This window comes from Kurthia sp. 11kri321 (genome assembly GCF_001534765.1).
GTDB classification, from domain to species: Bacteria; Bacillota; Bacilli; order Bacillales_A; family Planococcaceae; genus Kurthia; species Kurthia gibsonii.
Genome location: NZ_CP013217.1, coordinates 2,019,002 through 2,034,227, shown reverse-complemented (window position 1 = coordinate 2,034,227; position 15,226 = coordinate 2,019,002). Strand labels below are relative to the sequence as shown.

Here is a 15,226-nt window from a genome sequence, read left to right as displayed (position 1 = left end):
AATAGAGGGAAAAATATACTTTTCTGTATTTTTCGTTGTGTTAATTTTTTAACCTTTGTTAACTTATTTATTACTATATAGAGCCTGAAGGAGTGAGCACATTGGAATATGTGATTGAGATGCTGGGAATTCGCAAGCAGTTTGGGGATTTCGTTGCAAATGATGATATCACCCTTCAACTGCAAAAAGGTGAGATCCATGCCTTACTTGGTGAGAATGGAGCAGGTAAATCAACTTTGATGAACGTACTTTTTGGTTTATACCAACCAGAAGCGGGCCAAATCAAAGTAAACGGTAAAGAAGTTCAAATTACCGACCCGAATAAAGCTAATGAACTTGGCATCGGGATGGTTCACCAACACTTTATGTTAGTTGAAAATTTTACGGTGACGGAAAACATCATTTTAGGTAGTGAACCTACGAAGATGGGGTTAATCAATATTCGCAAAGCTGCGAAAAAAGTAAAAGCCCTATCGGAGCAATATGGATTGAATGTTGATCCATACGCAAAAATTGAAGATATTTCGGTTGGTATGCAACAACGTGTTGAGATTTTAAAAACGTTGTATCGTGGCGCTGAGATGTTAATCTTTGATGAACCAACCGCTTCTCTTACACCACAAGAGATTGAAGAGTTGATTCAAATCATGAAGCGTTTAATCGCTGAAGGTAAGTCAATTATCTTAATCACACATAAATTAAAAGAAATCATGGAAGTATCAGATCGCGTAACGATTATTCGTAAAGGTAAGGGAATTGGAACAGTAACAACTGCTGAGACGAACCCAGACCAATTAGCTGAGATGATGGTTGGACGACAAGTTGTTTTCAAAACTGAAAAAACACCTGCACATCCAAAAGAAGTGATTTTACAAGTGGAAAATTTAACTGTAACTGATAACCGTAATATTGAGCGCGTTAAAAACTTAAACTTATCCGTTCGAGCTGGGGAAATTGTGGGGATTGCCGGAATTGATGGAAATGGTCAATCTGAGCTAATCGAAGCAATTACCGGTCTTCGCAAGGTATCAAGTGGTAAAGTTACCTTAAAAGGAAAAGATTTAACGAATTTAAAACCGCGTAAAATTACTGAAACGGGTGTTGGACATATTCCACAAGATCGTCATAAACATGGTCTTGTACTTGATTATCCAATTAGCTATAACATTGCATTACAAACATACTATCAAAAGCCAATTTCGAAAGCCGGCATTATTGATTACAAAGAAGTAAACAAGTTAGCAAAAGCAATTATCGAAGAATATGATGTGCGTACACCAAGTCCTTCAACAGAAGCACGTGCGTTATCTGGTGGTAACCAACAAAAAGCAATTATTGGTCGTGAAGTAAATCGTGACCCAGAATTATTAATTGCGGCACTACCAACGCGTGGTCTAGATGTAGGTGCGATTGAATTTATTCACAGACGTTTAATTGAACAACGTGATAAAGGAAAAGCAGTATTACTTATTTCATTTGAATTAGATGAGGTTATGAACGTATCGGATAGCATTGCAGTTATTCATGATGGTTCAATCATCGATACAGTAAAACCACAAGAAACAACAGAACAAAAGCTTGGTTTATTAATGGCTGGTCAGTCACTACATGCTGAGCAAGATAAGGTAGGTGACGAATAATGTCTAGTCGTTTTACTGCGATTATGATTCCAATTATCTCGATTATTTTAGGTTTAATCGTTGGGGCAATCGTTATGGCTTCTACAGGCTTTAACCCAGTCGACGGTTACCTAGCATTATGGGAAGGTATTTTTGGTGACACATATAACATGGGTGAAACTGTTCGTACAATCATCCCATATGTATTTGCCGGTTTAGCGGTTGCATTTGCATTCCGTACAGGTATGTTCAACATCGGTGTTGAAGGTCAATTAATCATGGGTTGGTTAGCAGCAGCATATGTAGGGTATGCATTCAACTTACCAACAGGTTTACATGCAGTTGTGGCTATCTTAGCAGCAGCAGTAGCAGGTGGTTTATGGGCATTCATTCCAGGTCTATTAAAAGCAAAATTACAAGTGCATGAAGTAATCGTAACAATTATGATGAACTACATCGCACTTCATGTAGTCAATGCGGCGATTAGTGCAATGTCAAATGGTGGCGAAAAGACGCCAGATATTCATGATTCAGCTCGTATTTCTTCTGAATTTTTATCAAGTATTACACAATATTCACGTTTACACTGGGGCTTCATTGTCGCAATTTTAGCCGTTATTATTATGTGGTTCATTCTAGAAAAAACAAAGACAGGTTACGAATTAAAAGCAGTTGGATTCAACAAGAATGCTTCTGAATATGCAGGTATGAATGTAAGTCGTAATATCATCATGGCAATGGTTATCTCAGGTGCCTTTGCTGGTTTAGGTGGAGCGATGGAAGCGCTAGGTACATTCGGAAATATCTCACGTATGACAGCCTTCACAGGAATTGGATTTGACGGGATCGCGGTTGCATTATTAGGTGCAAACCAACCATTCGGTGTATTGCTTGGCGCAATCTTATTCGGTGGTTTGAAAAATGGTGGTACAAACATGCCAAGTGCAGCAGGTATCCCAGACGAAATCGTAACAATTGTTATTGCATTAATTATTTTCTTCGTAGCTTCAGGCTACATCATCCAATTAGCTTTATCTAAAATTGCAAAAAATAAAGCTGCTAAGAAGACTGTAAAGGAGGAGAAATAATATGAGCTTTTTAGATGTGTTGGAGTTCATTATTCCTTCTGCGATTCTATATGCTTCTCCATTAATTATCACAGCAATCGGTGGCGTATTCACTGAGCGTTCTGGTGTTGTAAATATCGGTCTTGAAGGTATTATGGTAATCGGAGCATTTATCAGTATTGTGTTCAACTTAAGTTTTGCAGATCAACTAGGTACGTGGACCCCGTGGGTAGGTCTACTTGTAGCAATGGTTGTTGGTTTACTTTTCTCATTAATTTTAGCAGTCGCAGCTGTATCACTTCGAGCTGACCAGACCGTATCTGGGGTAGCGCTGAATATGCTAGCTTTAGCAGTTGCAGTGTTTTCAACAAAATTAATTTATGAAAAAGGTCAAACAGATTCGATTAGTCAACGTTTTTCACGTTTTGATATCCCAGTATTAAGCGATATCCCTGTTTTAGGGAAGATGTTCTTTACAGACGTATATGGTACATCGATTTTAGCAATCGTCGTAGCGATTCTAGCATGGTTTGTTCTATTTAAAACACCATTTGGTTTACGTATTCGTTCTGTAGGTGAACATCCAATGGCAGCAGATACAATGGGTGTTAAAGTAACACGTATTCGTTACTATGCGGTTATGATTTCAGGCGCATTAGGTGGTATTGGCGGTGCGATTTATGCACAAGCAATCACTGGTAACTTTGCAGCTAACACTATTAGTGGTCAAGGTTTCATCGCGATTGCAGCGATGATCTTTGGTAAGTGGCATCCACTAGGTGCATTAGGAGCAGCTCTATTCTTCGGTTTAGCGCAATCACTAAGTATTGTTGGAACGTCGATTCCATATGTAAGAGATGTACCAGAAGTAGTATTATTCATCCTTCCATACGTATTAACAATCTTAGCTTTAGCTGGATTCGTTGGAAAAGCGACAGCACCAAAAGCATCAGGTAAGCCTTACATTAAAGGTAAAAGATAATAGTTGAATGACTAATTATTCTATGAAGCGTAACGATTCAAGACGAGTCGTTACGCTTTATTTTGTTTTAAAATAAAAATCATCCATAATATTTTCCTATTTAATATGAAAGGCTTACAATAAACATTATATAACTATATTTTTAAATACAATTAGTTGCCAAATAGGGAATTAGACAGGTATGATGAAAATAGCGCTTTATTTACGACAGGAGGGTTTTTATGTTTAACACAACCGAAATTGCTAAAGGTGTTAACGTTTTTACGAGAAAGACAGACCAATTTAAAACGGTGAATTTTTCAATTAAATTTAAAAAAGAATTATCAACAAAAGATACAGCCGTACGAACGGTTTTAACAAATGTTTTACAACATAGTAATGCGGTATATCAAACTGCTGCATCACTTCGTATGTATTTAGATGATTTATATGGAACGGTCATGTATTTAGATACAACGAAAAAAGGTAACGAACAAATTGTTTTATTGAATGTAGAAACTGTAAACGATCACTATTTAAAAAGTGGTGACGTATTAAATAAAGTACTAGATTTAGTGCATACAGTATTGTTTAAACCAAACTTTACAAACGATTTATTCCAATCGAGTATTGTAGAGCGTGAAAAGGCGATGGTTATTGATCGTATTCAGTCTATTTTCGATGAAAAATCACGCTATGCACAAACGCAATTACAAAAAATCTTCCGTCCAAATCACCCAGCTTCTATTTCAGTAAACGGAACAGTCGCGGATGTAGAGGCGATTACACCTCAAACTTTGAAAGATGCGTATGAAGCGATGCTTCAATATGATGATGTGGATATTTTCGTTGTAGGTGATATCAATGAAGAACAGATGGTGGCGTCATTAAAAGAAGCGTTACCTCTTGTTGACCGCCCAAACCCATATGAAAAGGTAACATTCAAAGATACAGAGCCACTAACAGATTATAAAAAAGAACAGGTAGAAATGCGTCAGGCGAAACTTCATATTGGCTATAAAGCACCTGTACGTTTTGACAATCCGAAATTCTTTACAATGCAAATTTTTAACGGTATTTTCGGTGGCTATCCACATTCAAAGTTATTTATGAATGTACGTGAAAAAGAAAGCCTAGCATACTACTGTGGAAGTTCGTATGTGTCACAGTATGGTGTATTATATGTGACGTCAGGAATTGAAGCAGAGAATGAGGAAAAGGCAGTTCGTTTAATTGATGAGCAATTACAAGCGATTCAACAAGGGGATATTTCAGATATGGAATTGAATCAAACGAAAGCCATGTTAAAAAACCAATTAAAAGAGGCATTGGATTCTGCACGTGGACAGATTGAAGTATTTGATCAATATCGTGAGTTACCAATTCCATTTACTGTAGAGGCATTAAGTGAGCAGTGGGATGCTGTTACAAAAGAAGACGTACAAGAAATAGCAAACCAAGTTGAAAAACAAACGGTATTCTTCTTAACAGGAATGGAGGAAGCATAGATGGAAAAAGTACAATTTGAACAATTAGGTGAAGAACTTTATTATGAAAAGTTAGACAATGGCTTAGACGTATATATTTTACCGAAAAAAGGCTTCTCAAAGACTTTTGTAACCTTTACAACGAAGTATGGTTCAGTTGACCGTACCTTTGTGCCACTAGGCGAAACAGAGCCTGTAACTGTACCAGATGGCATTGCGCATTTTTTAGAGCATAAAATGTTCGAAAAAGAAGATGGTGATGTATTTCAAAAGTTCTCGCAATATGGAGCATCAGCAAATGCTTTTACATCATTTACGCGTACAGCGTATTTATTCTCAGCAACGAATCATATTTACGAAAGTACAACTACTTTATTAGACTTTGTTCAGCAACCATACTTTACAGAGCAAACGGTCAATAAGGAAAAAGGGATTATTGGTCAGGAAATTACGATGTATGACGACCAACCAGACTGGCGTGCATACTTCGGTTCGATTGAAAATCTATATAAAAATCATCCTGTGAAAATTGATATTGCTGGTACGATTGAAACGATTGATGAGATTACAGCTGAACATTTATATACGTGTTACAACACATTCTATCATCCTTCAAATATGCTGTTATTCGTCATTGGCTCAGTAGAACCTGAAAAAATGATGGCGCATATTCGTGAGAACCAAGCACAAAAAACATTTGCAGAAGCGACACCGATTCAACGCATCGAAGTTGATGAGCCATTAGAAGTGAACTGTGTAGCAAATGAGTTACGTATGGATATTCAAAAACCAAAAGCATATGTATCGTTCAAAGCGCGTGAAACACATTTACAAGGGCGCGAAATGTTAAAACAAGAGTTAGCCATTCAATTAGCTTTAGACCTCATGTACGGACGTTCATCAGCGTTTTATGAAGAAATGTATGAAAAAGGATGGATTGACGAATCTTATTCATATGATTTCTCTTTAGAAAAAGGGTTTGGCTTTGCGATGGTTGGGTCAGATACGAATCATCCAGTTGAATTAGAGAATGCCATTAAAACAGTTATGAATGAGTCAGAAGTGGCACTACCGTTCGATGCAGAAAAGTTAGAACGTGTAAAACGACGCAAAATCGGTTTCTTCTTACGTGCGATGAATTCAATTGAGTTTATTGCGAATCAATTCACACGTTATAAATTTAATGATATGAATTTATTCGATGCAGTTCCAGTTATTGAAGAATTAACAATGGAAGATGTCGAACAAGCAATGAAATCCATTCAAGGCATTACACAACAGTCGACATTTACAGTGAAACCATTGAAAGAAGCGAAATAAAAGAATGAAGAAGTTTAGTTTAATACTTGGGTCTTCAGGTGCAATTGGTTCAGCGATTGCACAAAAGTTAGCCGCAGATGGTTGGTCGCTCTATTTACAATATAATTCGCAAGTAGAACCAGTTAAAGCATTGCTAAAAGAATTAGAAATGATGTATCCACAACAAGAATTTTTAATTATACAAGCTAATTTACTAGAAGAAGGTGCAGCTGAACGGATTGCACAATCTGTTTTTTCGCTGCAATCCATTGTCGTAGCAAGTGGCCAATCTCTTTATAAATTAGTAGAAGATACAACACCAGAAGATATGCAAGCACTTTGGCGTGTACATGTTCAAACGCCAATCGAATTAATTACAAAATTAGGGTATAAGTTAAGACAACATGAAACATCCTACGTTACGATGATTGGTTCAATTTGGGGCGAAGCGGGTGGTGCTGGTGAAGTACTTTACTCTACAGTAAAAGGTGCCGTTCACGCATTTGTGAAAGCTTATGCGCAAGAAGTAGCGTATAACGGAATTCATGTAAATGCTGTAGCACCTGGACTTATTGATACGAAGATGAATGGACATTTGTCGCATGAAGAACTAGCGAGTGTATTAGCAGAGATTCCGATGGAACGTGCTGGAAAGCCAGAAGAAGTAGCCGATTTAGTTCAGTTTTTACAATCAGGAAAAGCAGATTATATGACGGGACAAGTATTACGTTTGAATGGTGGCTGGTATATTTAATATTTCCTGGGGAATGATTTTTTGTTTTTTTACGATAATAAATAAGTCATTTGTTTATTTTTCAAAATAAAGGATAAAAAAACAGTGAATTCATTGTACACATTCCCCATTTCCCCTTTAAATGTAAGCGAAAATCAGCTATCATGGAACATAGAAATGTTTTATTCGTTGTATAAGAGAAGGGATCGTTGTATGTGAAAGAATGGTATTTTGAATACGAAATTCAAGTCAATCGTCCAGGGTTATTAGGAGATATTTCTTCATTGTTAGGTATGCTGCGAGTAAATATTGTTACAATCAATGGTGTAGACCAAGTACGTCGAGGCATGTTACTACGTGCAGAAAAAGAAGAACAAATCGAACGCTTTATGAATATCGTTTCCATTATGGAGATGATTAAAGTAACAAAGTTTAGACCACCAACAACGCGTGATCGTTTAGCGATTCGTCATGGGCGTTATATTCAACGAGAAGCAGACGAAAAGAAAACGTTTCGCTTTGTACGCGATGAACTAGGTATTTTAGTGGACTTCATGGCTGAGATTTTTAAAAAAGAAGGACATAAATTAATTGGTATTCGTGGTATGCCGCGTGTCGGTAAAACGGAATCAATTGTAGCTGCAAGTGTTTGTGCGAACAAAAAGTGGTTATTTGTATCTTCAACAATGATTAAACAAACAGCTCGTAATCGATTACATGGAGATGAGTACGGCGATCAAAATATTTTTGTGTTAGATGGTGCTGTAACACGTCGTTCAAACGATGAACGTCATCATCAGCTTGTACGAGAAATCATGAAGTTACCGACAATTAAAGTCGTGGAGCATCCGGACATCTTCGTACAACATTCGGAATACACAATTGATGATTTCGATTATATGATTGAATTAAGACATCATCCAGATGAAGAAATCACATATGAATTATTGGAACGTGAAAATAGTTTTCAAGATTCAGACGGTTTTGGCGGTTTTGGAGGATTTAATTTTTAAGAGATAGGTAGGTGTGTAAAATTGACTGAATTAGGTGCGCGCTTGAAAGAAGCGAGAATAGCTAAAGGTTATAGTCTGGATGATTTACAAGAAAAAACAAAGATTCAAAAAAGATATCTTTCTGCAATTGAAGAAGGTAATTACGGCGTGATGCCAGGTACGTTCTATGTAAGAGCGTTCATTAAACAATATGCAGAAGCAGTCGATTTAGATGCAACGGAACTTTTGGAAACGTATAAAACGGAGCTCCCTACTAACAAGACTGCAGAAACACTAGGTTCAGGTGTATCAATACAAAAAGGGGACCAAGTGTCTGGAAATAAACGTCGCTCGAATGTTGCACGTTCTTCAGGTCCAAATAAGAAATTTGGAGATGTAATGCCCAAATTTGTTGTTGCTCTATTTATCGTTGTGATTATTGCTGGTTTTGCATTCTTAATGTTAAAACAACCGAGTAATACCGTCGAAGAGCCAAAAGAGACACCAAAAACACAAGAAAATACAAATGTAGATACAAGTAAAAATAATGCAACAGATGCTACAGACAAAAAAGAAGAAACTAAAAAAGAAGAAACGAAAAAAGAAGAGCAACCAAAACAGAAATTATCAGATGGTGAAGTAAGTGCTGATAATATTACAACAACATATACTTTATCAGGTACGAAGAAGTTTAGTATTCGCGTGGACGTAACAGGTGAAAACTGGGTGGGCATTACAGATGAAAATGGAACAACACTTGGAGAATCTGGTATGTTCGCAGCAGGCGACCAAATTAAAGAGAATGCAAAAGGTAAGAAAAGTGTTCGTATTCGACTTGGAGCAGCTGCAAATGGTAAAGTATTTGTAAATGGTGAAGAAGTGAAGTTTGTTACATCACCATCGGAACAACCGACACAAAATATTGTAATCAAATTGGCTGAAGAAGAGTAACAGCGAATAACAGGAGCCTAGTATGATAGAACTATGCTCCTGTTGTTGTGCTTATAAAACGAACGTCAGCGTTAAGAAGGGTGAAAAATATGAACATTCCTAATAGAATTACACTATCCCGCATCGCCTTAATACCTGTATTTGTCATCTTAATGGTCGTGAATTTTGGGTGGGGGAATATGACACTATTAGGTGCTACATTACCAGTAGAACATTTTGTAGGTGCAATGATTTTCATTGTGGCTTCATTAACAGACTGGATTGATGGTCACTATGCACGCAAACATAATTTAGTTACAAATATGGGTAAGTTTTTAGACCCATTGGCTGATAAGCTACTTGTATCAGCAGCTTTTATTTTACTTGTAGAGTTAGACAAGGCACCAGCATGGATTATTATTATCATTATTAGTCGTGAATTTGCAGTAACAGGTTTACGTTTAATTTGTGCAGAACAAGGTGAAGTTGTGGCAGCCAACCAATTGGGCAAAATCAAAACGTGGGCACAGATTTTAGCGATTGTATTATTATTGCTAAATAATATGATTTTTGACATGTGGCATATACCAGCTGATATCATCATGTTATGGGTAGCTCTTGTATTTACTGTTTGGTCAGGAATCGAGTATTTCTGGTTGAATCGTCGCGTGCTATTAGAATCAAAATAAATTATGTATGACTCATTTTGTGACGAATTTTCACAACCTTTTAAAAGGCGCTTTTGCGAATGAGTCTTTTTTTGTCGATTAACTATGGAAATGGGAGTGTATGAAATGAATGCAGAAATTATTGCAGTAGGGTCAGAATTATTATTAGGACAAATTGTAAATACGAATGCTCGTTTTATCTCGAGTCAATTATCAGAGTTAGGCATTAATGTGTTTTATCATACTGTTGTAGGTGATAACCCAAAACGTTTAGAAGAAGTAATTGAACATGCTGAAAAACGCGCAGATTTAATTGTTTTTTCAGGAGGACTTGGGCCAACGAAAGATGATTTAACAAAAGAAACGATTGCAAAACATTTAGGCGTACCACTTGAACAAAATGATGATGCGATGGAATACATTACGACTTTCTTTGAAAAGCGTAATCGCAAAATGACAGAGAACAATCGTAAGCAAGCTCTTGTATTAAAGGGTTGTGAAGTACTGCGAAATGAAAATGGTATGGCTCCGGGGATGCTTTTTGAAAATGATACACATACGTACATTTTATTACCAGGACCACCAAAAGAGATGCAACCAATGTTTCAATTCGAAGCGAAACCAAAGTTAGCAAAACGTGTATCTGATGGTGGGTTAATCGTGTCACATGTACTGCGTTTTTACGGTATTGGCGAAGCGGAGTTAGAAGATCGCGTACAGCATTTATTAGATGCACAAACAAATCCAACAATTGCCCCATTAGCAGGTGATGGGGAAGTAACACTTCGTATTACAGCAAAAGCAGATACAGAAGAAGAAGCTTGGGGACTGATTACACCAACACGCCAAGAAATTTTAGATTTAGTAGGCGAGTATTTATATGGTGTAAATGATGACTCGCTTTCTTCTAAATTGGCAGACATGTTAATCGAAAATAAGATTACGATTTCTGCTGCTGAGAGCTTAACAGCTGGTTTATTCCAATCAGAACTAGCTGCTAACCCAGGAATTAGTGAAGTCTTATATGGTGGTATGGTCACATATAATGAAGATGTGAAAGTGAATCAACTAGGCGTATCGCGTGAGTTAATCGATAAATATTCTGTTGTCAGTGCGGAATGTGCAGCAGAAATGGCTGTTCGTATTAAAGAGAAGTTTGGGACGGATTTAGGGGTTGGTTTAACAGGCGCAGCTGGTCCAGCAGAACATGGTGGGCGTGCAGTTGGCACAGTATGGATTGGGATTGCGTATGGTCAAGATGAGCCACTTACGTATCAATTGAATTTACAAGGTATGCGTAATACGAATCGAATTCGCGCCGTTAAAACGGCAATTCACCATATTATTCAATTATTAAGTTCAAAAGGCTACCGTAAAATCTAATAATAAAAATGAGAATGTATATGTTTTTTGAAAATATATATTAAAAATAGCTTAAAATAAAAAAACGAATAAATGTTCCCTTTTTACTTGAGCTTTTCTCAAAAATAAAGTATAGTTATGATATAAAAAGAGAACGTACTTTCTGGAGGAGGAAATGATTTGAACGAACGTAAAGCGGCATTAGATAATGCTTTAAAGCAAATCGAAAAACAATTTGGTAAAGGATCTGTTATGAAGTTAGGCGAACAGGCAGACCGCAAAATCCAAACATCACCAAGTGGCTCTTTAGCACTTGATACAGCACTTGGGGTAGGTGGCTATCCTAAAGGACGTGTAGTAGAGATTTATGGGCCTGAGAGTTCAGGTAAAACAACAGTAACACTACATGCAATTGCTGAAATTCAAAAAGCAGGCGGTCAAGCAGCTTTCATTGATGCAGAGCATGCGCTAGATCCTGTATATGCACAAAAATTAGGTGTTAATATTGATGAATTATTACTTTCACAACCTGATACAGGTGAACAAGCACTTGAAATTACAGAAGCGCTTGTACGTAGTGGCGCAATTGACATTATTGTTATTGACTCTGTAGCAGCACTTGTACCAAAAGCTGAAATTGAAGGCGAGATGGGTGACTCACACATGGGTCTACAAGCGCGTTTAATGTCTCAAGCTTTACGTAAATTATCAGGTATTATTAATAAATCAAACTGTATCGCAATCTTCATTAACCAAGTACGTGAAAAAATTGGTGTTATGTTCGGTAACCCTGAAACAACAACAGGTGGACGTGCATTAAAATTCTATTCTTCTGTACGTTTAGAAGTTCGTCGTGCTGAATCAATTAAGCAAGGTAATGATATCGTTGGTAACCGTACAAAAATTAAAGTTGTTAAAAACAAAGTAGCTCCACCATTTAAAACAGCTGAAGTAGATATTATGTACGGTGAAGGGATTTCAAAAGAAGGCGAAATCATTGATATTGGTGTTGAAAAAGAGATTGTTCAAAAATCAGGTTCTTGGTATGCATATGGCGATGAGCGTTTAGGTCAAGGTCGTGAAAATGCAAAAGAATTCTTAAAAGAAAATCCAGAAGTTCAAGCTGAAATCGCACAAAAAATCCGCGAAAAATCAGGTATTGCAACAACTGAGTTCGTAGCAGCTCCTGAAGAAGATGAAGTAATGGATGAAGAGTTAACACTATTATTAGACGAAGAAAAATAATAATTAGATTGTATGAAAAGAATTGTGTCATTATGGCACAATTCTTTTTTATATTTAATTTATGTGAAAAGAAAATAAATACGAATAAACGGATAATTGTACATACCTTAAAAAAACTTTGATGTTAAAAAATGTATGTGAATAAGTAGCTAAATATCTCTATAAAAGTCTTATAAAGCGAGAGATGAAAAGGGTTAGAAGCCAGTGAATAAAAGGCTTACAATAACTGTGAAACCTTGACATCGTTACATGACATCTATACAATTAAGGATGTATTCTTTTAAATTTCTAAAATCGAAATGAAATAGGCAGTATATTGTCAAAACAATTCACAGCCGACTAAAAATCACAAACATTAGAGCTAGAGGAGGTGTTCGAATGAGTAGTTACATCATCCCCGCTTTGATTGGTCTGATCGTCGGTGCCGTTGTTAGCTATGTCATAATTAAACGAGTGAATGATTCAAAAGTGACTGGTGCAAAAAGCTCCGCAGAACTAATCGTTGAAGAAGCGAAACGAGAAGCGGAAGCCTTGAAAAAGGAAGCTATCCTAGAAGCAAAAGATGAAACTCACGTACTTCGAACTGAAGCAGAGAATGACATTCGTGATCGTCGTTCTGAACTTCAGAAACAAGAGAACCGTTTATTACAAAAAGAAGAAAATCTAGATCGTAAAGATGACGCTCTTAATAAAAGGGAAGCTGGTTTAGAACGCAAAGAAAGCGGTCTAGCTGATCGACAACAGCATATTGAACAGATGGAAAGCAAAGTGGATGAACTTCTACAAAAGCAGGAGTCAGAGTTAGAGCGAATTTCGGCATTAACACGTGATGAAGCACGTACGATCATCTTAAAAGAAGTAGAAGATGAACTGACAACAGATGTTGCAGTGATGACGAAAGAAGCAGAACTTCGTGCAAAAGAAGAATCGAACAAAAGAGCACGTGAAATTTTATCACTTGCGGTACAACGCTTTGCTGCAGATCATGTCGCAGAAACGACAGTATCTGTTGTAAACTTACCAAATGATGAAATGAAGGGCCGTATTATTGGTCGTGAAGGTCGAAATATTCGAACACTCGAAACATTAACAGGTATTGATTTAATTATTGATGATACACCTGAAGCGGTTATTTTATCAGGCTTTGATCCAATTCGTCGTGAAACAGCACGTTTAGCACTTGAAAAATTAGTACAAGACGGTCGTATTCACCCAGCACGAATTGAAGAAATGGTCGAAAAATCACGTCGTGAAGTAGATGAACAAATTCGCGAAACAGGCGAACAAACAACATTTGAATTAGGTATTCATAATTTACATCCAGATTTAATGAAAATTTTAGGACGTATGAAATATCGTACAAGTTACGGTCAAAATGTGTTGAAACACTCAATCGAGGTAGCACATTTAGCAGGCTTGCTTGCAGCTGAACTTGGTGAAGATGTGACGCTTGCGAAGCGTGCAGGTTTATTACATGATATCGGTAAAGCAATTGACCACGAAGTAGAAGGTAGTCACGTTGAGATTGGCGTAGAGCTTGCGACAAAATATAAAGAACATCCTGTTGTCATTAACAGTATTGCTTCTCACCACGGTGATACAGAAGCAACATCAGTTATTGCGGTATTAGTAGCAGCAGCAGATGCTCTATCAGCAGCTCGCCCAGGTGCTCGTAGTGAAACACTTGAAAACTATATTCGTCGTTTAGAGAAGTTAGAGGAAATCTCAGAGTCTTATGAAGGCGTTGAAAAATCATTTGCGATTCAAGCAGGTCGTGAAGTACGTATTATCGTTCGTCCGGATGCAGTAGATGATTTAACAGCCCATCGTTTAGCGAGAGATATTCGTAAGCGTATTGAAGAAGAACTGGATTATCCAGGGCATATTAAAGTAACGGTAATCCGTGAAACACGTGCAGTAGAATACGCAAAATAACTATAAAATAAGAGGAGAGGGTATTTCTTAAAGTGATTACTTCTAAGAAACCCTCTTTTTTTCATAGAAAAGGGAGTTCAAATGAAAGTATTATTTATTGGTGACATTGTAGGCGATTTAGGAATTGATGCGGTTGAAAAGTATTTACCGCGTTTAAAGAAGAAATATCAAATTGATGTAGTTATTGCAAATGGTGAAAATGCAGCGAAGGGTCGCGGTATTACAAAGCGTATTTATCAAGACTTATTAATGATGGGTGTTGATGTAATTACAATGGGGAATCATACATGGGATCAGCGCGAGATCTATGATTTCATCGATGATACGGATTATTTAATTCGTCCAGCTAATTTCTCAAAGGAAGCACCAGGTAAAGGAATGACAACGATTACGAAAAATGGACAGGCAATCTCTGTAATCAATTTACATGGTCGTGTATTCTTACCGGCACATGATGAACCATTTGCGATGGCGGAAGAATTAATTGCAGAAGCGAAGAAACAGTCACCGATTGTTTTCGTTGATTTCCATGCAGAAACAACATCTGAAAAAATTGCACTCGGTTGGCACTTAGCAGGACAAGCGTCTGTTGTTGTCGGTACACATACACATGTACAAACAGCTGACGAACGTATTTTACCAGGTGGCACAGCATATATTTCAGATGTAGGTATGACAGGGCCGTATGATGAAGTGCTAGGTATGAAAAAAGAAAGTGTCATCTATCGTTTTAAAACGAATATGCCCGTACGCTTTGAAGTACCAGAAAGAGGCGCGGAAGTACTCAGTGCATTCTTTGTAGAGATTGATGATAAGAATGGTCAAGCAACGCACTGTGAGCGTATTTTAATTAATAAGGATCATCCGTTTAAAGGCTAATGAAATGACCGGATTCTTAATATAGGTAATAGGCTTGAACATAAGTATA

At 37.1% G+C, this 15,226-nt stretch carries 13 protein-coding genes; all 13 read left to right on the top strand.

The features are described 5' to 3' along the window. Window positions 1-101: 101 nt before the first annotated feature. Window positions 102-1,640 carry an ABC transporter ATP-binding protein gene (locus ASO14_RS10300; RefSeq protein ID WP_068454708.1) on the top strand — a complete coding sequence of 513 codons (1,539 nt, stop codon included), beginning with the start codon at window positions 102-104 and terminating at the stop codon, window positions 1,638-1,640. Beyond that, entirely contained in the window at window positions 1,640-2,707 is a 1,068-nt protein-coding gene (locus tag ASO14_RS10295) for an ABC transporter permease (protein ID WP_068454704.1), read from the top strand. The genes ASO14_RS10300 and ASO14_RS10295 overlap by 1 nt, the downstream gene beginning before the upstream one ends. Window position 2,708: 1 nt before the next feature. Continuing rightward, the gene (locus ASO14_RS10290) at window positions 2,709-3,668 is read left to right on the top strand and encodes an ABC transporter permease (RefSeq protein WP_068454702.1); all 960 of its coding nucleotides are present in this window, start codon (window positions 2,709-2,711) and stop codon (window positions 3,666-3,668) included. A gap of 221 nt (window positions 3,669-3,889) precedes the next feature. Continuing rightward, complete coding sequence (yfmF, locus tag ASO14_RS10285; RefSeq protein ID WP_068454699.1) at window positions 3,890-5,155, top strand: EF-P 5-aminopentanol modification-associated protein YfmF; 1,266 nt, start codon at window positions 3,890-3,892, stop codon at window positions 5,153-5,155. Continuing rightward, window positions 5,156-6,454, top strand: a complete 1,299-nt coding sequence (gene yfmH, locus ASO14_RS10280; RefSeq protein ID WP_068454695.1) for an EF-P 5-aminopentanol modification-associated protein YfmH — start codon at window positions 5,156-5,158, stop codon at window positions 6,452-6,454. 4 nt (window positions 6,455-6,458) lie between these two features. Then, a complete protein-coding gene (ymfI, locus tag ASO14_RS10275; protein ID WP_068454692.1) occupies window positions 6,459-7,187 on the top strand; it encodes an elongation factor P 5-aminopentanone reductase in 729 nt (242 codons plus the stop codon). A 194-nt stretch (window positions 7,188-7,381) separates the two neighbouring features. Beyond that, window positions 7,382-8,179 carry a DUF3388 domain-containing protein gene (locus ASO14_RS10270; RefSeq protein WP_068457490.1) on the top strand — a complete coding sequence of 266 codons (798 nt, stop codon included), beginning with the start codon at window positions 7,382-7,384 and terminating at the stop codon, window positions 8,177-8,179. Between the two features lie 21 nt (window positions 8,180-8,200). Then, window positions 8,201-9,109: a helix-turn-helix domain-containing protein gene (locus ASO14_RS10265; RefSeq protein ID WP_068454688.1), complete on the top strand. Its 909-nt coding sequence runs from the start codon at window positions 8,201-8,203 to the stop codon at window positions 9,107-9,109. Between the two features lie 89 nt (window positions 9,110-9,198). Then, complete coding sequence (pgsA, locus tag ASO14_RS10260; RefSeq protein ID WP_068454685.1) at window positions 9,199-9,777, top strand: CDP-diacylglycerol--glycerol-3-phosphate 3-phosphatidyltransferase; 579 nt, start codon at window positions 9,199-9,201, stop codon at window positions 9,775-9,777. A 105-nt stretch (window positions 9,778-9,882) separates the two neighbouring features. Next, the gene (locus ASO14_RS10255; RefSeq protein WP_068454681.1) at window positions 9,883-11,139 is read left to right on the top strand and encodes a competence/damage-inducible protein A; all 1,257 of its coding nucleotides are present in this window, start codon (window positions 9,883-9,885) and stop codon (window positions 11,137-11,139) included. Window positions 11,140-11,298: 159 nt separating this feature from the next. Continuing rightward, the gene (gene recA, locus ASO14_RS10250) at window positions 11,299-12,363 is read left to right on the top strand and encodes a recombinase RecA (RefSeq protein WP_068454680.1); all 1,065 of its coding nucleotides are present in this window, start codon (window positions 11,299-11,301) and stop codon (window positions 12,361-12,363) included. A 378-nt stretch (window positions 12,364-12,741) separates the two neighbouring features. Beyond that, window positions 12,742-14,298, top strand: a complete 1,557-nt coding sequence (rny, locus tag ASO14_RS10245; RefSeq protein ID WP_068454677.1) for a ribonuclease Y — start codon at window positions 12,742-12,744, stop codon at window positions 14,296-14,298. An 81-nt stretch (window positions 14,299-14,379) separates the two neighbouring features. Beyond that, the gene (locus ASO14_RS10240) at window positions 14,380-15,177 is read left to right on the top strand and encodes a TIGR00282 family metallophosphoesterase (protein WP_068454674.1); all 798 of its coding nucleotides are present in this window, start codon (window positions 14,380-14,382) and stop codon (window positions 15,175-15,177) included. Window positions 15,178-15,226: the final 49 nt, after the last annotated feature.